Genomic DNA, 24,642 nt, shown 5'->3' with positions numbered 1-24,642 from the left:
GCCTATTTCGTGCCGAACATCCGGTCGCCGGCATCGCCGAGGCCGGGCATGATGTAGCCCTTGGAATTCAGCTCGCGGTCCAGCGCGGCGGTCACGATTTTGACATCGGGATGTGCCTCTTTCATGCGCGCCACACCTTCGGGGGCGGCCAACAGGCACAGGAACCGGATGTCGGTGGCGCCGGCCTGCTTCAGCAGGTCAACCGCCGCGGCCGAGCTGTTACCCGTGGCCAGCATCGGGTCAACCGCGATCACCAGCCGGTCTTTCAGCCCCTCGGGAACCTTGAAATAGTACTGCACCGGTTGCAGCGTTTCTTCGTCGCGATACAGGCCGACGAAACCGACCCGGGCCGAGGGCACCAATTCCAGAACACCATCCAGCATCCCGTTGCCCGCACGCAGGATCGACACCAGCGCCAGCTTCTTGCCCGCCAGAATCGGCGCGTCCATCTCCTCCATCGGGGTCTCGATGTTGCGCGTGGTCAGCGGCAGATCGCGGGTCACCTCATAGGCCAGCAGCAGCGTGATCTCGCGCAGCAGTTGCCGGAACGAGGCGGTCGAGGTGCCCTTGTCCCGCATGAGCGTCAGTTTGTGCTGAACCAGTGGGTGGTCGACGACGGTCAGATGTTCGCTCATGTGTTCTCCAGTCTTTTCCTGACCCTTGCGCGGGTCTCTTCATCGCAGAATGCGGCGTTCAGGGCGGTGTCGTTCAGCGCGGCGAAATCCTCGGCGTCCCAGCCGAAGGCCTGGGCCAGCATCTCATATTCGCGGCGCAGGGTGGTATGAAAAAACGGCGGGTCATCGGTGGAAACCGTGACCTTCACGCCCGCCTCGCGCAGCCGCGCGATCGGATGGGTCGCGAAATCCGGGTACAAGCCCAGCACCACGTTCGAGCCCGGGCAGACCTCGAGCGTAACGCCCCGGTCGGCCAGTTCATGCACCAGATCGGGGTCTTCGATAGCTCGCACGCCGTGGCCCACCCGTTCGACCCCCAGCGCGCGTACGGCATCGCGCACGCTTTCGGGGCCGCCGAATTCGCCGGCATGGGTGGTCAGGCGCAATCCGGCCTCGCGCGCGCAGTCGAAGGCCCATTTGAAATCGGCCTGCTGGCCCATGGCCTCGTTCCCGCCCATGCCGAACCCGGTGATCCAGTCGCCCACGGTTTCGGCGGCGCACAGCGCGCTGCGCTTGGCCTTGTCGGGCCCGAAATGGCGCACGCAAGTCACCACACCGCGCAGAGTGATGTCGAACTTGCGCTCGGCCTCGTCAGCGGCGTCCTGAATGGCGGCCAGATAGTCGCGCCAGGCATGCAGATCGCCCCCGCCGCAGAAATCGGGGCTGAGGAAGGTTTCGGAATAGACCACCCCGTTCGCCGCGCTTTCTTCAAGGATTGCCAGCGTCAGGCGACGGAAATCCTCGGGGGTTTTCAAGACCTCGCAGGCGGCCTCGTAGACGCTGAGGAAATGCGCGAAATCGCGGAAGTCATAGCTGCCGTCGGGCTTGAAGATGCCGCTCAGGTCAACCTTCTTTTCCTGCGCCAGCTGGCGGATGAAGCCGGGCGGAGCCGCGCCTTCGTGATGCAGGTGCAGTTCGATCTTGGGCAGGTCTGCGACGGTCATAGAAAGGTCCTTCCCGGCCCTTGCGCCGGAATGCTCAGGTGATGTGCGATGCTGGCGGCCACGTCGGCGAAATTGACCTGCCCGATCTGTCCGGCCCCCAGGCCGGCGATCAGCACCGGCACCTGTTCGCGGGTGTGGTCGGTGCCGATCCAACTGGGGTCGTTGCCGTGATCGGCAGTCAGAAGAAACAGGTCGCCCGGGCGCAGCCGGGGCAGGATACGCCCGATCTCGGCGTCGAACCATTCCAGCGCGCGGGCATAGCCCGAGATGTCGCGCCGGTGGCCGTACTGGCTGTCAAACTCGACGAAATTTGCGAATGTCAGGCTGCCGTCCCCGGCGCTGTCCACGAGGCGCGACAGGTGACCCATCAGATCGGCGTCCGAGCCCTTGTCCAGCGTGTCGATCCCCTGCATCGAGAAGATGTCACCGATCTTGCCCACGCCATGCACATTGCGCCCGGCATCCTGCGCCCAGTTGGTCAGCACCGGTGCGGGCGGCGTGATGGCAAAATCCTTGCGGTTGGTGGTGCGGACAAACCCCTGTTCGGGCGATCCCACGAAGGGGCGGGCGATCACCCGGCCCACCTTCATCTTGTGCAGAATGGGGGCGAGGGTCCGGCACATCTGGTACAGGCGCTCCAACCCGAAAGTCTCCTCATGCGCAGCAATCTGGAACACACTGTCGGCCGAGGTATAGCAGATCGGCCAGCCGGTGCGCATGTGTTCCGCGCCCAGTTCGGCGATGATCGTGGTGCCCGAGGCATGGCAATTGCCCAGAATGCCCTCGGTTCCGGCGGCCTGTGCGGCGGCGCGGGTCAGATCCTTAGGGAACGCGGGAACCGTGTCGGGGAAATAGTGCCAGTCCCACGGCACCGGCAGCCCGGCCAGTTCCCAATGGCCCGAAGGTGTGTCCTTGCCCGGCGAATGCTCGCGCGCGCAGCCCCACAGGCCGGTCGGGTCGGCCTCCAACCCCGGCGCATCCGCGCCCGAAGCCAGTCGCACCGCCGCCCCAAGCCCCAGCGCATCGAGGTTGGGCAGGCGCAACGGCCCGGACCGGCCATCCTCGGCCCGTCCTTCGGCGCAGGCCTGCGCGATATGGGCCACCGTATTGGCGCCCGTGTCCGGCACGTCGCCATTGAAGAACCGGTCGGCATCCGGCGCGCCGCCGATGCCCACCGAGTCCATCACCACAAGGAACGCGCGCCTCATGCAAGGATCCTTTCCTGTACGAGCTCCGGCACCGGAACGGCCGCCGGGCCGATGGTGATTGCGGCGCGCACGGTTTGCGCGGCCCGCTGTGCGGCATCCTCGCGCGCGGCATGGACCACGGCCAGCGGCATTCCGGCCGAGACCTTGTCGCCCAGCCGCACCAGAGCCGACAGGCCCACCGCCGGGTCGATCACGTCGCTTTCCACCTGCCGGCCACCGCCCAACGCCACGACCGCAAGGCCCAGCGCCTCGCCATCCATCGCGGTGACATAGCCTTCGTCCTGCGCCGTCACCTCGAGGATCACGCTGGCCTCGGGCAGATAGCGCGTCCAGTCCTCGACCAGGCCCAGCGGTCCGCCCACCGCGGCCATCATCCGGCCGAACCGCTCGGCTGCGCGGCCATCGCGGATTACCTCGGCGATCATGTCCCGCCCCGTCTGCACGTCGCCGACCATACCAGCGTCAGACAACAGAACACCGCCCAGCTCGACCGAAATCTCGGCCAGGGGCGAGGGCTGCCCACCGGTCAGCACCTTCATCACTTCGGCGATTTCCAAGGCGTTGCCCAGCGCGGGCGCCAGCGGCTGATTCATGTCAGTGATTAGGGCCGAGGTCCGGCACCCGGCCGCATTGGCCGTTTCGGTCAAGGCCTGCGCCAGCATGCGCGCCTCGTCCAGCGTTTTCATGAAGGCCCCGCTGCCAACCTTGACGTCCAGCACCAGCGCATCGGGGCTGGCCGCTAGTTTCTTGGACAGGATCGAGGCCGTGATCAGATCGAGGCTTTCGACCGTGGCGGTAACGTCGCGGATGGCATAGAGCCGCTTGTCCGCCGGGGCGATCTGCGCCGTCGCGCCGACGATGGCGGCACCGGTCTCGGCCAAAATATGGGCCAACCGGTCCTGGCCGATCTGGGTCGACACGCCGGGGATCGCCTCGAGCTTGTCGAGCGTCCCGCCGGTATGGCCCAGACCGCGGCCCGAGATCATCGGCACATAGGCCCCGCATTCCGCCAGCGCCGGGGCCAGCACGAGGCTGACGCAATCCCCCACACCGCCGGTCGAATGCTTGTCGATCACCGGACCGTCCAGATCCCAGGTCAGAACTTCACCGCTGTCCCGCATGGCCAGCGTCAGCGCGGCGCGGCCCTCGGGACCCAGCCCGCCCATGCAGACGGCCATAGCAAAGGCTCCGGCCTGGGCGTCGCTGACGCTTCCATCGGCCAGACCTTGGGCAAACCACGCCAGCTCGCCGGCATCCGGCACCTCGCGGCGGCGTAGTTTCGCGATGATCGAGCGGGCGTCCATGGGCGCGGCCCTTACATGAACGAAGCGTCGAAAGCGCCGGGCAGCAGCTCGCCGATGGTCGTGCGGGTCTCAACCCCGTCCACCGTCGCCATGGTGACCACCACGTCCTTGTCCCCGAACTCGGCCAGTTTCTGCCGGCACCCGCCGCAGGGCGGCACCGGTTGCGGGCTCGAGGCCACGACATAGACCTCGGCCAGCTTGTTTTCTCCGGCGGCGACCATCGCGGCGATCGCCCCGGCCTCGGCGCAGGTGCCTTCAGGATAGGCCACGTTTTCCACGTTGCAGCCCGCGAACACCGCGCCCGACGGGGTGCGGACCGCGGCGCCCACTTTGAAATTAGAGTAGGGCGCATAGGCGTTTTCACGCACCTTGAGGGCTGCTTCTTTCAACGACATGGCGATTCCCCGATTTTTTGATCAACTGGTCAGAATGCCATACCCTACTGGAAATCCGCCGGGGAATTGAAGCCCCATCTGCACGGAAAGTCGGCGCGCCCGCGCGTCAGCCCAGATCGGTCTTGAAATACCCCGGCAGCGTCACTTCAAGCAGTTCGACATCGTCGCTCGGATCGGCCAGCCGCGTGCGCATTCCGGGTGGGATGACAAAGGCGTCGCCCTGCTCCAGGCGATAGGGTTCGCGGCCTTCACCTTCCAAGGTGACGGCCCCATTCATCACGAAGGTAAAGTGGATATCGGCATCATGGCTAGCCCAGACCGGGTCGCCCTGCCCCCGGCGCACCACCTGAACGCCTGCCACGCCCTTGGTGTTTTTGGCAATCGTCGTGTCGCGGCATTGATAGCCCGGCAGGCGGAATGGCTGCCACTCTGCCCCTTCGGCCCGGTTGTAGACGAACCGCTGCCCCTGCCATTCCCGCTCGGGGCGGTAATGCGGCGTGGGCAGTTGCATTTCGTGGTCGATCTCGGTGACATGCTCGGCCGGAACGCCGATTTCGATTACCTGCACGTTGTCCGACGCTTCGAGTACGCGGTGCCGGATCTCGGGCGGCTGGATGAAACAATCACCGGCGGTCAGGCGCATCTTGTCGCCCTGATCTTCGTAGACGACATCGACCCAGCCGTGGATGCAGAATATCAGCTGGAACCCGACCTTGTGGAAATGGACCATGTCCGGGACCGGGCCGCCGTCGGGAATGCGGATGTGGCTGGCAATGATCGACCCGCCCAGCCGGTCGGGCACCAGATCGCGGTAATGCATGCCCGCGCGCCCGATGATCCAGGGCGCCTGATCCTTGAGCCTGCGGACGACGAAGGAATGAACCGTCTCGGGCATCACCAGGGGCGGGTTGCGCTCCTCGATCTCGATGCGGGTGCCGTTGGGGGCGACCAGGCTGCGCTGACCGCCGGCGAACCCGTCCGGGTCTTCGGTGAGGATACGCAAGGTGCCCGGCGCCTCGGGCGCGTCCTTTTCCACACGCAGGCGCAGTCCATGCCCGGAAAACACCGCAACCCGAGGGTCATCCGCCGGATAGATCATGTCCATCCGCATGCCCAAAACCTTGGTGTAGAACGGAATGTCGTCTCGCAACTCTTGGGTCGGAATGCGGAATTCGGCTACGGTGTCGGTCATGCTGGTCTCCTCTGCGCGGGACAGTGGGGGGCGTTTCGGAAATTTGCAAGCCAGGGTCGAACCGGCCGACACGCGAATTCGTGGTTTCCCCTGCGTAAGAAATAGTTTAACACTAAACTAAATTCCAAAACGGGAAGTTTTGACATGTCCGACAAACCCAGCCTGCGCCAGGCCGCACTTGATTACCACGCGCATCCGAAGCCTGGGAAACTGGAGGTCAAGGCGACCAAACCCATGGCCAACGGCCGCGACCTCGCGCGCGCCTACTCACCCGGGGTGGCCGAGGCCAGCCTCGAGATCAAAAACGACCCGACGACAGCCGAGATGTACACCGCGCGCGGCAATCTTGTGGCCGTCGTCTCGAACGGCACCGCGGTGCTGGGGCTGGGCAATATCGGCGCGCTGGCCTCCAAGCCAGTGATGGAGGGCAAGGCCGTCCTGTTCAAGAAATTCGCCGGCATCGACTGTTTCGACATCGAGTTGAACGAACCCGATCCCGAGAAGCTGGCCGATATCGTCTGCGCGCTGGAGCCTACCTTCGGCGCTATCAACCTCGAAGACATCAAGGCGCCCGACTGCTTTATCGTCGAGAAACTGTGCCGCGAGCGGATGAACATTCCTGTCTTCCACGACGACCAGCACGGCACCGCCATCGTGGTGGGGGCCGCTGCGCGCAACGCGCTGCACGTAGCCGGCAAGCGGTTCGAGGATATCAAGGTGGTTTCCACCGGCGGCGGCGCGGCGGGGATCGCTTGCCTGAACATGCTGGTCAAGCTGGGGGTCAAGCGCGAGAACATCTGGTTGTGCGACATTCACGGGCTGGTCTATGAAGGCCGGGACGAGGACATGAACCCGCACAAGGACCAATTCGCCCAAAAGACCGACCTGCGCACGCTGGATCAGGTGATCGACGGCGCCGACCTGTTTCTGGGCCTCAGCGGGCCGAACGTGCTGAAGCCACAGATGGTCGCGCGCATGGCCAAACAGCCGATCATCTTTGCGCTGGCGAACCCGACCCCGGAGATCCTGCCCGATGCCGCGCGCGAAGTGGCCCCCGACGCCATCATCGCGACCGGGCGCAGCGATTTCCCGAACCAGGTGAACAACGTCCTGTGTTTCCCGTTCATCTTCCGCGGCGCGCTGGACGTGGGCGCGACCGAGATCAACGATGCCATGCAGATCGCCTGCGTAGAAGGCATCGCCGAAATGGCACGCGCCACCACCAGCGCCGAGGCCGCAGCCGCCTACAAGGGCGAGCAGTTGACCTTTGGCCCCGACTACTTGATCCCCAAGCCATTCGATCCGCGGCTGGTGGGCGTGGTGTCCTCGGCTGTGGCCCGCGCCGCGATGGAAAGCGGCGTGGCCAGGCGCCCGATCGCAGACCTCGAAGCCTACAAGGAGCGCCTGAACCAGACCGTGTTCAAATCGGCCCTGCTGATGCGGCCGGTGTTCGAGGCCGCCAAGGCCGCCTCGCGCCGCATCGTCTTTGCCGAGGGCGAGGACGAGCGCGTGCTGCGCGCCGCCCAGGCCATTCTGGAGGAAACCACCGAAACGCCCATTCTGATCGGTCGCCCCGAGGTGATCGAGGCCCGCTGCGAAAAGCTGGGGCTGTCCATACGCCCCGGTCAGGATTGTCAGATCGTGAACCCGGAAAACGACCCGCGGTACTATGACTACTGGAACTCTTATCACCAGATCATGCAGCGCCGCGGCGTAACGCCCGACCTGGCCAAGGCCATCATGCGCACCAACACCACCGCCATCGGCGCCATCATGGTGCATCGCGGCGAGGCAGACAGCCTGATCTGCGGCACCTTCGGCGAGTATCGCTGGCACCTGAACTATGTCGGACAGGTTCTGGGCGATGGCGATCTGCGCCCGCATGGCGCGCTGTCGCTGATGATCCTCGAAGACGGGCCTCTATTCATCGCCGATACCCATGTGCATCAACTGCCTTCCCCGGCGGAATTGGCCGAGATCTCGATCGGCGCGGCGCGGCATGCGCGGCGCTTTGGGGTTGAACCCAAGATCGCGTTCTGCTCGCAATCGCAATTCGGCAATCAGGCCGAGGGCTCGGGAAAACGCCTGCGCGAAGCGATCGCGATATTGGACAGCAAGCCCCGGGATTTCATCTATGAAGGCGAAATGAACTTGGACGTGGCCCTGGACCCCGAGTTGCGCGAGCGTATTTTCCCCAACTCGCGCCTGGAGGGGGCTGCCAACGTTCTGATCTTTGCCCATGCGGACGCGGCCAGCGGTGTGCGCAATATTCTGAAGATGAAGGCCGACGGCATCGAGGTCGGCCCCATCCTGATGGGCATGGGCAACAAGGCGCATATCGTAACACCCTCGATCACCGCACGCGGGCTGCTGAACATGGCGGCAATTGCCGGAACACCCGTCGCGCATTACGGTTGAACACGGCGGCCCGACCGGTCTGGCCGCCCCGCCGAGGGAGGTCATCATGAAAGGTCACTGCCACTGTGGCGCCGTGCGATGGGCCAGCGATGCCGAGATCGCGTGGGGCTGCTACTGTCATTGCGCGGATTGTCGCCGTAACTGCGCTGCCCCGGTTACGGCGTTCATCGGGTTGCCCCACGGTTCGGTGACGTGGTCGGGGGATGCGCCGTGCGTGTACAACTCGTCTAAGGATGTCGAACGCCTGTTCTGCGGCACCTGCGGCACACCGATGGCATATCGCAATGCCCGAGACCGGGCGAACATTCACCTCTATACCGCCACCTTGGAAAACCCCGAAGATGCCGCACCCCGCTTTCACGTTTTTCACGCCGAGCATCTGCACTGGCTGAACATCGAGGACAGCCTGCCCCGATATGCCGGAAAGGCGACCTGATCCGAATCTGACGGACTCGCGTTTGCACCCAGGGGTTTGCTGATTTGCAACAACAGAAAAAAGCCCCACTCAAGGGGTTAAAATTCCGTATATTTGCAAAAATTTGCAGACCTTTTGGCACGCTTCTGCAAAGATTTCGCGATAAACTGACGCGCCGTCATGCGCGCCGCTTGCTCGGCTGGACACAGGCGCCTAACACATTCCCCAAGACTGTCTGGAGGAGGACAAATGGCGTATCAGGACGTATACGAGAGCTGGAAAAAAGATCCCGAAGCCTTCTGGATGCAGGCGGCCGAAGGCATCGACTGGATCGAGAAACCCAGCAAGGCCCTGTTTGACGACAACGCGCCGCTGTATGAATGGTTCTGCGATGCCAAGGTGAATACCTGCTGGAACGCCGTGGACCGCCACGTGGAAAACGGTCGGGGCGAGCAGACCGCCATCATCTATGACAGCCCGATCACCCACACCAAGCGCGAGATCTCCTACATGGAGCTGCGCAATCGCGTGGCGACCCTCGCCGGCGCGCTGCGCGCCAAGGGTGTCGAAAAGGGCGACCGCGTCATCATCTACATGCCGATGATCCCCGAGGCGCTCGAGGCGATGCTGGCGTGTGCGCGGCTGGGAGCGGTGCATTCGGTGGTCTTTGGCGGGTTTGCCAGCAACGAACTGGCGGTGCGGATCGACGACGCCAAACCCAAGGCGATCATCGCGGCGTCGTGCGGGCTGGAACCCGGTCGCGTGGTGCAATACAAGCCGCTGCTGGACGGCGCCATTGAGATGGCCAGCCACAAGCCCGAGTTCTGTGTGATCTTCCAGCGCGAACAGGAAGTGGCCAAGCTGGTCGAGGGGCGCGACTTCAACTGGCACGGCTTCCAGTACGGCGTTGAGCCGGCCGAATGTGTCCCGGTTGAAGGCAATGATCCGGCCTACATCCTATACACCTCGGGCACCACCGGCGCGCCCAAGGGCGTCGTACGACCCACGGCCGGGCACCTTGTGGCGCTGAACTGGACGATGAAGAACATCTACAACGTCGATCCCGGCGATGTGTTCTGGGCGGCCTCGGACGTGGGCTGGGTCGTGGGGCATTCCTACATCTGCTATGGCCCTCTGATCCACGGCAACACCACCATCGTGTTCGAGGGCAAGCCCGTCGGCACCCCCGACGCGGGCACCTTCTGGCGGGTGATTTCCGAGCACAAGGTCAAAAGCTTTTTCACCGCCCCAACGGCGATCCGCGCGGTCAAGCGCGAGGACCCCAAGGGCGAAATGCTGGCGAAATACGACCTGTCCTGCCTCAAGGCCCTGTTCCTGGCCGGTGAACGCGCCGACCCCGATACGATCACCTGGGCGCAGGACGCCTTGAAGGTTCCGGTCGTCGACCATTGGTGGCAGACCGAAACCGGCTGGACCATCGCCGGCAACCCGCTGGGGATCGAGGAACTGCCGATCAAGCTGGGCTCGCCCGCCAAGCCGATGCCCGGCTATGACGTGCAGATCCTGGACGAAGGCGGCCACCCGATGAAACCGGGCGAGCTGGGCGCGATCGCGGTCAAGCTGCCGCTGCCCCCGGGGACGCTGCCAACCCTGTGGAATGCCGAGGAGCGGTTCAGGAAATCCTATCTTGAGCACTTCCCGGGTTACTACGAAACCGGCGATGCCGGGATGATCGACGAGGACGGGTACCTTTATATCATGGCACGCACCGATGACGTGATCAACGTGGCAGGCCACCGCCTGTCCACCGGCGCGATGGAGGAGGTTCTGGCCGCCCATCCCGACGTGGCTGAATGCGCGGTCATCGGCGTATCGGATGATTTGAAGGGGCAGGCCCCGGTCGGCTTCCTGTGCCTGAACGCCGGATGCAAGCGTGACAATGCCGAGATCGCGAATGAGGTCGTGCAGATGGTGCGCGACAAAATCGGCCCCGTCGCCGCCTTCAAGAAAGCCGTTGTGGTGGACCGCCTGCCCAAGACCCGCTCGGGCAAGATCCTACGCGGAACGATGGTGGCGATCGCCGATGGCAAGGACTACAAAATGCCTGCCACAATCGACGACCCGGCCATTCTGGACGAAATCACCGAAGCCCTGAAATCAATCGGTTACGCCCAGTAACCGGGCATCGGGCGGCCTTGGGCCGCCCGCCCTGCCCTGCGGGCTTGCAACCTTTGGCAGACCGCCTACTGTGCCCTTGACGGAGGGCATATGGCAAATGACGACATCTGGCGCCTGAGCGCCACCGAACTGGCAGACCGCACCCGTTCCGGGGACCTGAGCGCAACTGAGGCTGTACAAAGTGCGATCGACCGGATGCACGCGCTGAACCCGGCGTTGAATGCCGTCGTCGAAGACCTTAGCGCCGAGGCGCAGGAGCGCGCCCGGACGCTGGACGCCGCGCGGGCGCGCGGCGAACCGATCGGCCCTCTGCACGGCGTTCCCGTCACGATCAAAGTCAATATCGACCAAAAAGGCCATGCCACGACCAATGGTGTGGCCGCTCTGAAAGATGTGATTGCCCCCGACGATGCGCCCGTCGTGTCGAACCTGCTGAAGGCCGGGGCGGTGGTGATCGGCCGGACCAACACGCCCGAGTTTTCATTCCGCGCCGATACCGACAACCCGCTGTATGGGCGCACGCACAACCCCTGGGGCCGACATATCTCGGCCGGCGGCTCCTCGGGCGGGGCAGGCGTGGCTGTGATGACCGGCATGGGTGCCCTGGCGCATGGCAACGATATCGGCGGCAGCCTGCGGTTCCCGGCCTCGGCCGTTGGCGCGGTGACGGTCAAGCCGGGCCTTGGCCGCGTCCCAGCATGGAACCCAAGCCAAACCGCCGAACGCGGTCTGCTGGCGCAACTGATGTCGGTGCAAGGACTGATCACCCGCAGCACAGCTGACCTGCACCTGGCAATGCCCAGCCTGATCGCTTCGGATCCGCGCGATCCGTTTCACGTTCCGCTGCCATGGCGCATAGCCGAGCCTGACCAGCAGCCGAGGGTGGCTTTCACCAAGAACACTTTTGGTTACGATCTCCACCCCGAGGTCGACAAGGCGCTGAACACGGCCCGCGATGCACTGGTTGATGCTGGGTACACCGTTGATGAGATCGACCCTCCGAACGTTTTCGAATGCGGACGGCTCGGGTATCGCGCCTTGATGGGCGAGGTTCTGACCCTGATGAAAGCCGATGTCGAGGCGGCCGGATCCGAGACCATCCAACGCATCTTTGCCACCTACTTCCAGGAATTTCCCCCGATCACGGGCCCGGACCTGATCCGGGCACTGGCGCAGCGCAGCCACCATGCGCGGGAATGGGCGCTGTTCATGGAGGACTATCCGCTGGTGCTGTCGCCCTTCCTACCGCAACCCTTTTTCAGACCCGACCGTGATACGGAAGGCTCGGAAGGCGTGCACGAAGTGCTGGGCTGCGCGGTCTATTCCTATGCGATGAACTTTCTGGGCCTTCCGGCCGCCAGCGTGCCGGCACGGCTGGCCGAATTGCCGAGCGGCCCGCAACCCATCAATGTTCAAATCGCAGCCCGCCGCTGGCGCGAGGATCTGGCCGTTGACGCCGCCGCCGCGATCGAGGCACGCGTGGGCCGGATGTGCGAAACGCTATGGGGCCGCATGGACCCGGCCGAACAGGCCGGCTGACACCAAAAAATAGACCCCGGGGTATTGTGCCCGGGGCCCGCCTACTTAAATAAGCCCGGATTTTTGATGACGAGCGTAGCACCACCCACTCTCGCCAGCGCATAATCTGCGCATTCATTCGAAAACACCATTTTCAGGCGGCCACTCACTTCCACCTTGGCGCGTTCTCCGGGCAAATTGAGAGTATCACATTGATCTTCCGCGTCCTGTGAACTGCATCACACAAGCGGGCCAAATCTCTGTTTTCCCATGCCTTCAGGTGAATTGCTCGGAAATCAGGCGTTCCTCCAGCCCGTGGCCCGGATCGAACAGAATGCGATGCCGCACCTTGGGCTCGGAGCGGATCTCGACCCAGTCGATATCCGGGAACGAGATCGAATCGGCATCGGCCATGACCGGGCGCTTGTCGGCCTCGAGCACGTCGAACCGGACATGCGCCGTTTTCGGCAGCAGCGCCCCCCGCCACCGGCGCGGCCGGAAGGCTGCGATCGCTGTCAGGGCCAGAACGTCCGAACCGATCGGCAGGATCGGCCCATGCGCCGAATAGTTGTAGGCGGTGGACCCGGCGGGCGTAGACAGCAGCGCTCCATCGCACACCAGTTCGGCCAGGCGCAGACGCCCATCGACGCTGATCCGCAGGCGTGCGGCCTGCGGTCCGGCCCGCAGCAGTGATACTTCGTTGATCGCAAGGGCCTCGTGCAGCTTGCCGGACTGGTCCATCGCGCGCATGGCCAGAGGATTGATCACCTCTTCCTCGGCGGCGGCAAGACGGTCCAGCAGATTGGCGTCGTCATATTCATTCATCAAGAAACCGATGGTTCCGCGGTTCATGCCATAGACCGGCACGTCCAGATGCTGCGTATTGTGCAGCGTGCGCAGCATGAACCCGTCCCCGCCCAGCGCCACGATGACATCCGCGTCCCGTGGCGCGGCGTTGCCGTAACGGTCCACCAGCGTGCTGCGCGCAGTTTGTGCGACATCCGCGTCGCTGGCGAGAAAAGCGATTCTCTTTGTCATGTTCTGTTGGTTTCCGGTGCTGCGCATTTGGTTCCGAAACAAACATACCTTTCCCCCTTAGGCCAGACTTGACGCCGCAGAAGGCCAATTCGTCGCTTTAAAGTCTTTTTCATTTGCGCGGTTTCCTATAGGAAATCCGCCAAACCAACCTCAGCCATGCGGAGCGCCCATGAACGCTAACCTTCGTGATAACGGTTTCTTCACCCAGCCTCTCGTCGAGCGCGACCCCGAACTGTACGGCGCGATCCGGTCTGAATTGGGCCGTCAGCGCGACGAGATCGAACTGATCGCCTCGGAAAACATCGTCTCGGCAGCCGTGATGGAGGCGCAGGGCTCGGTGATGACCAACAAATATGCCGAAGGCTATCCCGGCCGTCGCTACTATGGCGGCTGCCAGTTCGTCGACATCGCCGAGAACCTGGCCATCGACCGGGCCAAGCAATTGTTCGGCTGCGAATTCGCCAATGTTCAACCGAATTCGGGGTCGCAGGCCAATCAGGGCGTCTTCCAGGCGCTGCTGCAACCTGGCGACACCATCCTGGGCATGAGCCTGGATGCCGGCGGCCACCTGACCCATGGTGCCAAGCCCAACCAGTCGGGCAAGTGGTTCAACGCGGTGCAATACGGCGTGCGCAAGCAGGACAACATGCTGGACTATGACCAAGTCGAGGCGCTTGCGAAAGAACACCAGCCCAAGCTGATCATCGCCGGCGGCTCCGCCATTCCGCGCCAGATCGACTTTGCCCGCATGCGTCAGATTGCCGACATGGTCGGCGCCTACCTGCATGTGGATATGGCGCATTTCGCGGGCTTGGTGGCAGCAGGCGAACACCCGTCGCCCTTCCCGCACGCGCATGTGGCCACGACCACCACGCACAAAACCCTGCGCGGCCCCCGCGGCGGCATGATCCTGACCAATGACGAAACGATCGCCAAGAAGGTGAATTCGGCCATCTTCCCCGGCATTCAGGGCGGCCCGTTGATGCATGTGATCGCGGCCAAGGCCGTCGCCTTTGGCGAAGCGCTGCGTCCGGAATTCAAAGACTACATCAAGCAGGTGATCACCAACGCGCAGGCGCTGTCGGATCAGCTGATCAAGGGCGGTCTGGACACGGTGACCCACGGCACCGACACCCATGTGGTGCTGGTCGACCTGCGCCCCAAGGGCGTCAAGGGCAACGCGACCGAAAAGGCATTGGGCCGCGCGCACATCACCTGCAACAAGAACGGCGTGCCGTTCGACCCCGAAAAACCGACCGTGACCAGCGGGATCCGACTGGGTTCACCTGCCGGCACAACACGCGGTTTTGGCGAGCCGGAGTTTCGTCAGATCGCCGACTGGATCATCGAAGTTGTCGACGGGCTAGCCGCCAACGGCGAGGATGGCAACGATGCGGTCGAGGCCAAAGTCAAGGCCCAGGTGGCCGAGCTGTGCGCCCGGTTCCCGATCTATCCCAACCTCTGAGTTCGTCAGCGACCCTGACCTGAAATGGCGCCCCGCTGGGCGCCATTTTTCTTGGCGATGTCCGCGTTAGATCAGGCCGCGCCACAGCAGAAAGACCAGCACCAGAACGGCAAGTGCCAAAAGGTTGAACGACAACGCCCCAAGGGTGTCCAGAAACCAGCCCCAGCGGCGATCGGCCAGGCTGATCGAGCGCAGATGTGCCTGGACTTCGTGCGCGGCTTTTTCCAGCCGAGGCGTGTCCAGGATCAGGCGCAACCGGGGGTGCGCGGCCATCGGTTCGGCGCGGGCCAGTTCCATCGCCTGTTTGTAGACGCGACGCGGCAGTCGCCGTTTTGCGCGCCGCACCGACTCGGCCAGCGTCTTGCCCCGGGTGCCCAGCTTTTTCCGCAGCAGGGCGATGGTCTGGGCGATCAGGGTTTGAATTTCGGTTTCCTGCGACATCCGCGCCTCCTGAGCCGACAATCTAGCCTTGCCGATGCGGCGCGACAATGGGGCTGGCTGTCGGGTTTGGCTGGCGGTATCAGTACGCCATGTTGAACACGATCATACATGGCGACCCGACATCGCTCCCGCCCCTGCTGATTGCCCACGGCCTGTACGGATCGGCCCGGAACTGGGGGGTTATTGCCCGAAGACTGGCCGACGAACGGCAGGTCGTGGCCGTGGACATGCGCAACCACGCCTACAGCAAATGGGATGACCGGCACGACTATCAGGCCCTGGCCGACGATCTGGCCGAGGTCATCGACAACCTGGGCGGGCGGGCAGACGTGCTGGGGCACTCGATGGGGGGCAAGGCGGCCATGACCTTGGCCCTGACCCATGGCGCACGGGTCAACAAGCTGGTGGTGGCCGACATCGCGCCGGTGACCTACGGCCACAGCCAGATGCCCTATATCGAAGCGATGCGCGCCGTGGACATGGCGCAGGTTCATCGGCGGGCCGATGCCGAACGGCTGTTGGCCGAACAGGGCGTCGAAAAGGCCCTGCAAAGTTTTTTCACGCAGTCACTAGACGTAGCCGGGAAACGCTGGCGGCTGAACTTGGACGTGCTGGCAAAAGAAATGCCCAGAATCATGGGCTTTCCGGATATTGACGCAGTTTGGGATGGCCCGGCGCTGTTCCTGTCGGGCGCCGAGTCGGACTATGTCCGGCCGGAACACCGCAACACGATCAGGTCGCTGTTCCCCAACACCCGTTTCGCCAAGATACCCGGTGCGGGACACTGGTTGCACGCCGAGAAACCCAGAGAGTTCGAAGCCGCCGTCAGGACGTTTCTCAACGCCTGACAACCGCGTAGGTCAATACAGCTTCCTGGCCACGGGCCACGACGCGGGCGCAGCCGCCACCGCGCCGATGGCGGCACCGGCAAGAATCGTCTGAACCGAGACGAAACCGGCCACCAGAACCGCAATGACCGCCGACCCCGCCAGCGCGGTGGCAATCAGCGAATACAGCAGGAACGCAAGCCGCAACATGTGTCACCACCCTTTGTGAACGATCAGGCCGATCATGACACATTCAGAAAACGGAAACCGTGATCTGGAACAAGATCCCAAAAGCGCGGCCCATCATTGTTCGCGGAAGGCGCGTGACATGCTGTCGACCACCGGCTTGGCAATGTAGGAGGCAAAGGTGCGTTCCTCGGTCTGGATCATGATCTCGGCCGGCATGCCCGGTGTCGGGACAAACCCACGGATCCGATCCAACTCCTCGGGCGGCAACGAGACCCGCGCCAGATAGACTTCCTTGGGAATGCCGCCGGCCTCTTCCAGAACCGCATCCGCCGAAACATAGAAGACCTCGCCGGTCAGAACGGGCGTGGTGCGCTGGTTCAACGCGACAAGCCGCACGGTCGCGGTTTGGCCCGTCGTAACGCTGTCGATGTCGGTGCGGGGAATCTGGGCCTCGATGATCAGGGGCGCATCCGCGGGCAGGATTTCGGCGATCGGCTCACCGGTTTCGATCACGCCGCCCGGCGTGTGATAGTGCAGACGCACGACCGTACCGTCCACCGGCGCCCGTACAACCGCGCGCGCAAGGACGCTGCTGGCCTGCCGGGATTTTTCGCGCACGCTTTCAAGGTCGGCCTCGACAACGCTGAGCTCGTCCAGGGCAGCCTCGCGATAGGCCGACCGGGTCCGGGCGATCTGTTCGGTGTATTTCAGCAGCATCTGGTCGATTTCCGACGCCTCGGACTGCAGCCGGGCCAACTGGCCATCCGCCTCGGCTTGAACGCGCCGGATCGTGTTCAGTTCACCTTTTCGGACCAGGCCCTTTTCATACAGCGACTTCTTGGTCTCGTATTCTTCCTGCAGGATGTCGCGGCGGCGTTCCATGCTTTCAAGTTGCGCACGGAACCCGCTGACCCGGATCTTCAGCGCCTCGATGTTGCGTTCAAGCAGTGCGATGTCGTTCAGTAAGGTCTTGCGCGACACCTCGAAGCTGAGGCGCTGGTTGTCGAGGATCGTCATCACCTCGACATCGTCCGACGCTTCGATCAGCTCGTGCGAGAATACCAGCTTCTCGCGCTCTCCATATTCGGCCAGCAGACGGTCGACCATCGCTTGCAGGCGCATCTTGCGCACATAGAGCTCGCGCTGATTTGCCTCGGCCGAGGTCTGGTCAAGGGTCATCAACACCTGACCGGCCTTCACTGTCTGACCTTCGGACACAAGTATGTCCTCGATAATTCCTCCTTCCAGGTGCTGAACGATCTTGTTACGCCCGGTCGCCACAAAACTGCCCTGGGCGATGACCGCCGCCGCCAGTGGCGCGCTGAACGCCCAGACGCCAAACCCGCCGAAACAGGTGACCAGAAGGATCATTCCCAATACGATCAGTCGGCTGATGGATCTGGGAACCTCGGCATACCAAAGTGTCGGATCATCGATCTTCGCGATTTCGTTCATCGTTGCCCCCTTGTCAGCCTTTCAACTCGGGCTGCTTTCGCGACCCGGCCAATTGCTGCAACACCTGTTCGCGCTGCCCGAACAGCGCCACGCGTCCGTCGGTCAGCAGCATGATCTTGTCCACCACGTTCAACAGCGCAGGTTTTTGCGTGATCACGACAACGGTGATCTTGTTGGACCGGGCCTGTTCGATGGCCCGCGCCAGCGCCTTGTCGCCCGCCACGTCTAGGTTCGAGTTCGGCTCGTCCAGAACCACCAGCCTGGGGTTGCCGAAGAACGCACGCGCCAGGGCGATGCGTTGTTTCTGCCCGCCCGACAGCGGCGAGCCATCGGCCGCGACCACAGTCTCATAGCCCTGAGGCAGCGTTGCGATCATGTTGTGCACATCGGCCAGAACCGCGGCGTCGTGGATCTGTTCATCGGTGGCATCCGCACGCATGCGGCCGATATTGTCCTTGATCGTTCCCGGAAACAGCTGAACGTCCTGAGGCAGGTACCCGATGCTTTCGCCGAACTGGCGCGGATCCCAGTTTCGGATGTCCATCAGGTCCAGGCGCACGCTGCCCGAGGTCGGAAGAATCGACCCCACCAGCGTCTTGCCCAGCGTCGTCTTGCCCGCGCCCGAATTGCCTATGATCGCCAGCGTCTCGCCGGGGTTGAGCGAAAAGTTGATCCCGTTCAGTACCACCCGCTTGGTTCCGCCGGGCACATACAAAAGCCTTTCCACATCCAGGCGGCCCTCGGGGCGCGGCAGGCGCAGTTTTTCGAACTGCAGTGCCGAATTGGCCAAAAGGTTTCGGATCCGGCCATAGGCGCCTCGGGTCAACAGGAAGGTGTTCCAGCCTTCGATTGAGCCTTCGATCGGGGCAAATGCCCGCCCCGCGATGATCGATGCGGCGATGACCATGCCCCCGGTGATTTCGCCCTGCAGCGCCAGAAAGGCACCCCAGCCCAGTATCCCGATCTGGGTCAACAGGCGTACGGTGCGCGAAATGGCGGCAAAGATCACGTTGCGATCCTGCGCGCGCACCTGCCATGTCAGCGACGACGCCGTGTCGCGGCCCCAGATGCGCACCGCTTCGGGGATCATGGCCAAGGCGTTGATGATCTGGCTGTTCCGGGCCATCGAGTCCAGGTGCTGGTTCGCCATGGACTGCGCCTTATTGGCTTCGGCGAAGGGTTTTGCCGTCATTCTCTGGTTAATCAGCGCGATCGTCATCAGGATCAGCGCCGTGACCACCACGATCATTCCCAGTTCGGGGTGGACAAGAAAGATCATCAGAATGAACAGCGGCGCGAACGGCACGTCCAGAAACGAGATCAAGGTTCCCGATACCAGAAAGCCCCGCAACTGCTGAAGATCACCAAGGGTCTGGTATTCGCGCCCGGTCCCGTGCAGCGAAGCATGAGCCGCCGCACTCAGAATCGGTGCCCCCAGACGGGCCGCGACCTCGACCCCCGTGCGCATCAGCATGAACCGGCGCACGGCGTCGAAGGCCGATTGGAAGATGACCGCGCCGGCAACGATCGCCGTCAGCATGATCAACGTGTCCAGCGACCGGCTGGTCAGGACCCGGTCGCTGATCTGGAACAGATAGATCGGGATCGCCAGGATCAGGATGTTTGTCGCGCAGGTCAGGACCAACACGAAGGCAAGGTTGCGCCAGATGGCGCGCATCGACGTCTGCAACGTGCGCTGAAAATCCTGCGGCGGTGTCCGTTTGTGGAAGGTCTGGGGTGGCCCTTTGCCTTTGCCGTCGCCGCCGCCGGTTCCGGTGCGCAGCAGCGGCTTGTTGGCTTCGCCTTCGATCGTGGTGCCCATGCGCTCCGTTTCACCAGACTGGGTCGAGGGGGTCATTCGCGCAGTCGGTGCCTGGACACGGTGCGGATCGGGGCCGTCGGCATCGGCCACCCCAGCGTCATCTCCGGCGGTTACAGCCGCAGGAGACGACAGGTTGCGCCGAGGGGAAGAACCGGCGCGGTGTTTGTCTTGCGCAACCCTGCCGGCATCGGTCCGGGTCGCCTGATCGGTTTTCCGGGTGGTTTCCCCACCGGACTTGCTGGCCGCTCGGGGCTTTTTTTTCGCGGCCGCAACACCGTCGGAGACGCCGCCGCTCCCAGGTGCCAGGTCGCCTGTGACACGCATTTCTTTTCCCAATCTCAGACAGGACATCGGAGCGGGTTCCTTGCGGCTTTTGTCGGGCACTCTGTCAGCCGGTTTGAGGGTCAGGGGCCGACCACCTCCTGACCTGTCGAGCGGGCTGGCATATCGGGGACGGCACGATGAAAATACAATCGACATGAACTGAACTTCCGGTCACTCGCTACAAAAAAGGCAAATCAGGCCAGCATGGTCTGCAGGCCATCATGAGAATTCAGTACCTCCGTCGGCGTCAGGTCCGGCCCGGTCACGGCGCCAGCGCCCGCTGCCGCCGTCATCGCGTCATCCATCAGAATGGCGATCGCCTCGTTGGCCAGGGCCGGGCTGATCTGGTCGTCGGGCGTGTCGATCAGGCTGGCCTGATGCAGCAACAGATCGGAATAGGCGCCGCCAGCGGCCATGACGGTCGAGTCGACGCCCAGCTTGTTGATATTGGCCGCGTTCAACATGGCATTCGACCCGGCAATGACTTCGGTGCTGGCCGCATGCGGCCCGGACAGGAAAACATCGTCTTGATCGGCCAGCATCGTGACCTGCTGGACGATATTCAATTGCATCAGGTCGCCGTCGATCTTCAGCACGCGCATCTGTTCCATGCCGGCGAACATCGGATCGTTCAGCAGTGCGTCCTCGAGCGCTGTCATGTCCATCTTTTCCATGGCCAGCGCATTGGCCAGGCCCGCGTCCAGCGCCTGCTGGGTATCCTGCCCCTGCCCCGTGACCGAGGCCTGGTTCATCAACAGGTTGCCGTCCGCGCCTGCGGACGCGCCTTCCGCCAGCCCGCCCGAGACGATGTCGTCATCCACCAGCGCCAGCGTCTGGAACAGCATGTCGACCGAGACCATGTCGCCACCGATCATGATCAGGTCATAGAAGCTGCCCAGTTGCACCACATCGGTCACGTTGACCATCTGGTTGGCTCCCAGGGCGTACATTGTCGAAGACGCTGAAATGTCGGCCTGGATGTGGTCGATGTCGGTGGCGTCGATGACCTGTTTAAAGAAGTTCGCAACCACCAGGTCGCCGTGGATCCAGTCGACCGTCATCTGTGCCGGCTGGCTACCGGTGCCCGCGGCCGAGGTGGTTCCGGCCAGCCAGGGCGCCGGGTTGGACTGCGTGTCGATCTGTGACGACTGGACAACCATCGTGCCCGAGCCCCCGCCCGGCGTGCCGACATCCATGTCGGACACAAGCGCGACCTGGCTGATTGCCGTCAGGCTGACCGCCTGACCTCCGACTGCGATGAAGGGCGCATCCACCCATCCCACGGTCAATGCGACCTCGTTGATGGCCAGGTTTCCACCGGCGACGACAGTGTGGCCGTCGTCGAACTCGGGATCTTTCGACTGGTCCCACTCGGCGGGAACGGCCACAGAGAGCGGCAATTCATCTGACGTCTCGTCGGGCTGGTGATAGGCCGGCAAAAGATCGCTCCAGACGGGTGCCTCGGCCACGTGTTGCCCATTTACGATGACGCCCTGCGCGTCGTCTCCGTGGAACTGATGAACCGTGGCGCCTTCGACATGTGTGCCGGGCGGCGCTTGCATCTGGGCGGCTAGGTCCTGGACATATTCCGCAGATGCATAGTCGGAAATCGCAAAAGACGGCGCGGCCATCGCATGCAGCGACAGCGCGGTGTCGAGCGCGGCCTCGGCCTGAGCAGTCATCAGCCCCACATCGCGAAAATCACCGACACCAACGGTGTCGTTGTCGCTCAGGACGATGGTCTGGAACGTGTAGGTCACCGCCGCGCCAATCACTTCGCTTGTCAGCTCGGGCCGCAGCACGATGTATTCCGGGCCACTGCCCGCCAGTTCCGAGTCCGGCAGAATGCGACCGGGCGCGGGCGGGGTACCGATGGTGATCTCGGTCTTGATCGAGGGGCCATCCGGCGCCGGCGGCAGCTGCGGGTCGGCCGGAGGAGCGGGAAAGCGGAACGGCAGCGCATCGTAATCCCTGGGCGCCAGTTCGAGTTCGGCCTTGATCTGGATCCGCGTCGGGTCTTCCAGTTCATCAAGGTCCACCTTCCGCCGCAGCGCGGTAAATTCGTCGTATTGGTCGCGCAGGCGGGCCTGTTCAATGGTCAGTTCAAAGGTTCCGATGAAATGGGCAATTGTTTCAGTAATGCTGTCTAGTGACATCTGAATGTTCCCTGTCGCGTTCACCGGCGGAAATTTCCGGTTTCGGCTGTGCTGGGCCGGGGCCGCCTGAACGGCCCCGGCAATGTCGTCAAAACCCAAGGGCCGGTAAAGCGGCCCTCGGCAAAGTTGGCTTTATGCCTCGGTGTCGTCGCTGGCGTAGCTCGAGGTCATCGAGCCGCCGACCATCGTCGTGTCGACCGAGTTGCCAAGCACGTTGGCACCCATGACGATCGACTGGTTGAAAGCCGAGGTATCGACCACCGCAGCCGCCGATGCGTAGGATTCACCGGTGACGATGCCATCGCCGCCGTTGTTGGAACCCCAGGTGCCGCCGTTGCCGGCCGCGCCGCCATCACCCGAATAGGCGCCGGCTGCGCTGCCACCGTTGACGGTGCCGCCCATGGTGTCGCCCGCCGTGGACTGGCCCATGGCATAGCCGCTGGTGCCGCCATTGGCGGCCGATGCGCCACCGGCCCCGCCCGCGCCCGAGCCGGCTGCGCCATCGGCGCTGCCGGATCCGACGGAGTCGGCGTCGTTGTCCGAGTCGGCTGCGCCACCGTAACCCGCGATGGCTTCGGCCAAGCTGTCGGCCGCGCCGTTCACATCCGAGTCGCCGAAGACGTCCGACGCCCCGCCTGCTCCTGCGGTGTTCGCAGCATCCGCCGATCCTGCGCCGCTGCCGGACGAGCTTGCCGTGGGCGTCGTCGTGCCACCGGCTCCGCCGTCGCCATCCGCAGCCGAAGTCCCGGTACCGGTTCCGGTCGAGGACCCGTCAGCGTCGTTCGTACCACCGGCACCACCATTGGCATTGGCGTTTTGCGAGTTGCTGGCCGCGCCATTCACGTCGCCCGGGCTCTGGTCGATATCCGGCCCGCTGGCACTCTGATCGCCAACACCTTGGGAGTCGGCATCCGCCGCGGAACTGCCGCCGGTACCCGGACCACCCGAGCCCGCGCCGCCGGTTCCGTCACCGCCGTCGCCGTCACCACCGGTGCCGTCACCGCCGGTTCCGTCGCCACCTTCGCCAGCTTCGGCATCAACACCCAGGATCTCTTCCTGCAGCGCCATGATCGCGGCTTCGACCAAGGCCGAGAAACCACCTTCACCATCGCCACCGGTGCCATCTCCACCGTCGCCGTCGCCGCCGGTGCCATCTCCACCGTCGCCGTCGCCACCGGTGCCGTCACCGCCATCGCCGTCGGCCGAGCTGTCGGAACTGCTGTCAGCCGCGCCTTCTGCGGCATTGCTGCCGGCGGTCGCGTCGTTGGCTTCGGTGTCAGCATCACTGCTGTTCGACGCCGAACCGTCGGCGGCGGCATCGCCGTCACCGCCATCGGCGCCGGAAGCATCGGTCGAGTTGTCGGCATTGCCATCGCCGGTTCCTGTCGAATCCGAATCGCTGTCACCGCCATCGGCATCGCCCGACGCGCTCGCGCCCGACATGCCCATGCCTGCCGCGTGCGAGGTCGAATCGGCGCTTCCACCGTCACCGCCGGTCGAGTCGCCATCGGTGCTGGATGTGCCTGCGTTGTCCGAGCTGGATGCACTCTCGGCAGCACCGCCATCGCCACCGGCACTGTCACCGTCGGCATGCGCACCGGACATTCCAAGACCCATGCTGCCGTTGCTTGCATCACCGGTTGCGCCACCTGTTCCGCCAGCCGCATCACTGTCGGCACTGCCGGTATGACCACCCATCGAAAACGCGTGGCTGCCGCTGGTATCGCCATCCGCCGAGCCACCGTTGTTGGTGCCGCCTGCGCCGGAATCGCCACCGGCCACAGACGAGCCGATGCCCTCTTCGGCATGGGCGTTGCCGCCGGTCGCGCTGCCGTTCTGATAGAACTCGCCGTCATTGGACAGCGAAACCGAATCCAGCGTGTCGTCGTCGCTGAGGTTGGCAAGCTGGTTGTTGATCGACGACATGTCATTGCCCGGACCGTTCAGCGAGATGTCCAGGTTCAGATCGTCGCCTGGATCATAGTTCACATCGCGGCCGCCGGTGATCACATCACCGATCGAGGCCGAGTCCCCGACATCCAGATCAACCTGGTCATCATCGCGCGGGATCCATTCGCCACCGCCGAAGTCGATGTTGATCGCATTGTTGTTGGAGTTCGAGTTGCTGTCGTCACCACCGTTGGTGTTCTGTTGCTGCTGGGCCTGATCCTGGCCCTGATCCTGGCCCTGACCCTGGTCCTGACCCTGCGAATTGTCATTGTCAGAGGTCTGCGACTGGTCCTGATTGTCCGCATTGTTCGCGGCATTCGAGACATCCTGACCCTGCTGCTGTTGCTGCGCGGTCAGGTCGGCCTCGATGAAAGCTTCCTCGATGGGAATTTCCGCGTTGATCGGAGCGTCCAGATTTTCAACATTGATTTCGTCGACGGTCGTGACGTTAGTATTGTTAACATTGCGTCGCATTTCAATATCCTTTTTCGGAGCGCCAGACCGCAATTCATCTACAAAACGGCATTCGGCGCGATTGAGTCAAAAATTCGCGTAGTCCCGCCAAATCTGCGCGGATACGCGTCTGTGGTGTTTGGATGTCGTGCCCCCCTTTCTCGGCCAAGCCGAATCCGGGACTGCCTTGATGCGCGAAATACTGCGCAGCGCAGTCACGTCTGTATCAGAGCCTCGGTAATTGAGGCGTCGAATAGCCTACATACAAGAGCGCGCCTGACTAGCTGGCCGAAAGCACAGTTTCGATCAAGCTTC

At 63.6% G+C, this 24,642-nt stretch carries 19 protein-coding genes; 6 read left to right on the top strand and 13 right to left on the bottom strand.

What is annotated here, in order from left to right; translation table 11 throughout:
- Positions 1–2: 2 nt before the first annotated feature.
- The 6 genes from upp to AC2FNS_RS05550 form a co-directional block, all read right to left on the bottom strand.
- Complete coding sequence (gene upp, locus AC2FNS_RS05575; protein ID WP_490361960.1) at positions 3–635, bottom strand: uracil phosphoribosyltransferase; 633 nt, start codon at positions 633–635, stop codon at positions 3–5.
- Complete coding sequence (locus AC2FNS_RS05570) at positions 632–1,618, bottom strand: adenosine deaminase (protein ID WP_496712678.1); 987 nt, start codon at positions 1,616–1,618, stop codon at positions 632–634. The genes upp and AC2FNS_RS05570 overlap by 4 nt, the downstream gene beginning before the upstream one ends.
- Positions 1,615–2,826, bottom strand: coding sequence for a phosphopentomutase (locus AC2FNS_RS05565; protein WP_496712679.1), 1,212 nt, complete (start codon positions 2,824–2,826; stop codon positions 1,615–1,617). Before AC2FNS_RS05565 ends, AC2FNS_RS05570 begins: the two co-directional genes overlap by 4 nt.
- Positions 2,823–4,130: a thymidine phosphorylase gene (locus AC2FNS_RS05560; RefSeq protein WP_496712680.1), complete on the bottom strand. Its 1,308-nt coding sequence runs from the start codon at positions 4,128–4,130 to the stop codon at positions 2,823–2,825. The genes AC2FNS_RS05565 and AC2FNS_RS05560 overlap by 4 nt, the downstream gene beginning before the upstream one ends.
- Before the next feature lie 11 nt (positions 4,131–4,141).
- Positions 4,142–4,525, bottom strand: coding sequence for a cytidine deaminase (locus tag AC2FNS_RS05555; RefSeq protein WP_496687359.1), 384 nt, complete (start codon positions 4,523–4,525; stop codon positions 4,142–4,144).
- A 106-nt stretch (positions 4,526–4,631) separates the two neighbouring features.
- Complete coding sequence (locus AC2FNS_RS05550) at positions 4,632–5,717, bottom strand: cupin domain-containing protein (protein ID WP_496712681.1); 1,086 nt, start codon at positions 5,715–5,717, stop codon at positions 4,632–4,634.
- A 144-nt stretch (positions 5,718–5,861) separates the two neighbouring features.
- Between AC2FNS_RS05550 and AC2FNS_RS05545 the strand changes: the two genes are divergently transcribed.
- The 4 genes from AC2FNS_RS05545 (at position 5,862) to AC2FNS_RS05530 (ending at position 12,228) form a co-directional block, all read left to right on the top strand.
- Positions 5,862–8,135, top strand: coding sequence for an NADP-dependent malic enzyme (locus AC2FNS_RS05545; RefSeq protein ID WP_496678395.1), 2,274 nt, complete (start codon positions 5,862–5,864; stop codon positions 8,133–8,135).
- 46 nt (positions 8,136–8,181) lie between these two features.
- Positions 8,182–8,571, top strand: a complete 390-nt coding sequence (locus AC2FNS_RS05540; RefSeq protein WP_496712682.1) for a GFA family protein — start codon at positions 8,182–8,184, stop codon at positions 8,569–8,571.
- A 228-nt stretch (positions 8,572–8,799) separates the two neighbouring features.
- A complete protein-coding gene (gene prpE, locus AC2FNS_RS05535) occupies positions 8,800–10,689 on the top strand; it encodes a propionate-CoA ligase PrpE (RefSeq protein ID WP_496712683.1) in 1,890 nt (629 codons plus the stop codon).
- 90 nt (positions 10,690–10,779) lie between these two features.
- Positions 10,780–12,228: an amidase family protein gene (locus tag AC2FNS_RS05530; RefSeq protein WP_496678400.1), complete on the top strand. Its 1,449-nt coding sequence runs from the start codon at positions 10,780–10,782 to the stop codon at positions 12,226–12,228.
- 255 nt (positions 12,229–12,483) lie between these two features.
- On the opposite strand, the gene AC2FNS_RS05525 is transcribed toward AC2FNS_RS05530, so the two are convergent.
- Positions 12,484–13,245 (bottom strand): NAD kinase, encoded by a 762-nt coding sequence (locus AC2FNS_RS05525; protein WP_496678402.1) that lies wholly within the window; start codon positions 13,243–13,245, stop codon positions 12,484–12,486.
- A gap of 169 nt (positions 13,246–13,414) precedes the next feature.
- On the opposite strand from AC2FNS_RS05525, the gene glyA reads away from it, so the two are divergent.
- On the top strand, positions 13,415–14,710 hold the full coding sequence (gene glyA / locus AC2FNS_RS05520) for a serine hydroxymethyltransferase (RefSeq protein ID WP_496803797.1): 1,296 nt from the start codon (positions 13,415–13,417) through the stop codon (positions 14,708–14,710).
- A 66-nt stretch (positions 14,711–14,776) separates the two neighbouring features.
- Here the strand turns inward: glyA and AC2FNS_RS05515 are convergent, their stop codons facing one another.
- Entirely contained in the window at positions 14,777–15,151 is a 375-nt protein-coding gene (locus AC2FNS_RS05515; protein ID WP_496678406.1) for a hypothetical protein, read from the bottom strand.
- Between the two features lie 47 nt (positions 15,152–15,198).
- On the opposite strand from AC2FNS_RS05515, the gene AC2FNS_RS05510 reads away from it, so the two are divergent.
- Positions 15,199–15,999, top strand: a complete 801-nt coding sequence (locus AC2FNS_RS05510; RefSeq protein ID WP_496712685.1) for an alpha/beta fold hydrolase — start codon at positions 15,199–15,201, stop codon at positions 15,997–15,999.
- Positions 16,000–16,011: 12 nt separating this feature from the next.
- Here AC2FNS_RS05510 and AC2FNS_RS05505 read toward each other — a convergent pair whose 3' ends face one another.
- From AC2FNS_RS05505 to AC2FNS_RS05485, 5 genes are all read right to left on the bottom strand, one after another.
- Positions 16,012–16,188 carry a hypothetical protein gene (locus AC2FNS_RS05505; RefSeq protein WP_496712686.1) on the bottom strand — a complete coding sequence of 59 codons (177 nt, stop codon included), beginning with the start codon at positions 16,186–16,188 and terminating at the stop codon, positions 16,012–16,014.
- A 93-nt stretch (positions 16,189–16,281) separates the two neighbouring features.
- Complete coding sequence (locus AC2FNS_RS05500) at positions 16,282–17,622, bottom strand: HlyD family type I secretion periplasmic adaptor subunit (RefSeq protein WP_496687347.1); 1,341 nt, start codon at positions 17,620–17,622, stop codon at positions 16,282–16,284.
- Between the two features lie 13 nt (positions 17,623–17,635).
- On the bottom strand, positions 17,636–19,480 hold the full coding sequence (locus AC2FNS_RS05495) for a type I secretion system permease/ATPase (protein ID WP_496712693.1): 1,845 nt from the start codon (positions 19,478–19,480) through the stop codon (positions 17,636–17,638).
- Positions 19,481–19,962: 482 nt separating this feature from the next.
- Positions 19,963–21,924, bottom strand: coding sequence for a type I secretion protein (locus AC2FNS_RS05490; protein WP_496803796.1), 1,962 nt, complete (start codon positions 21,922–21,924; stop codon positions 19,963–19,965).
- Positions 21,925–22,056: 132 nt separating this feature from the next.
- On the bottom strand, positions 22,057–24,348 hold the full coding sequence (locus tag AC2FNS_RS05485; protein WP_496712688.1) for a hypothetical protein: 2,292 nt from the start codon (positions 24,346–24,348) through the stop codon (positions 22,057–22,059).
- Positions 24,349–24,642 lie beyond the last annotated feature (294 nt).

The organism is Ruegeria sp. BHSA191, from assembly GCF_059613325.1.
Note: the sequence above shows the minus strand (reverse complement) of the source record. Positions and strands in the feature narration are given on the sequence as shown.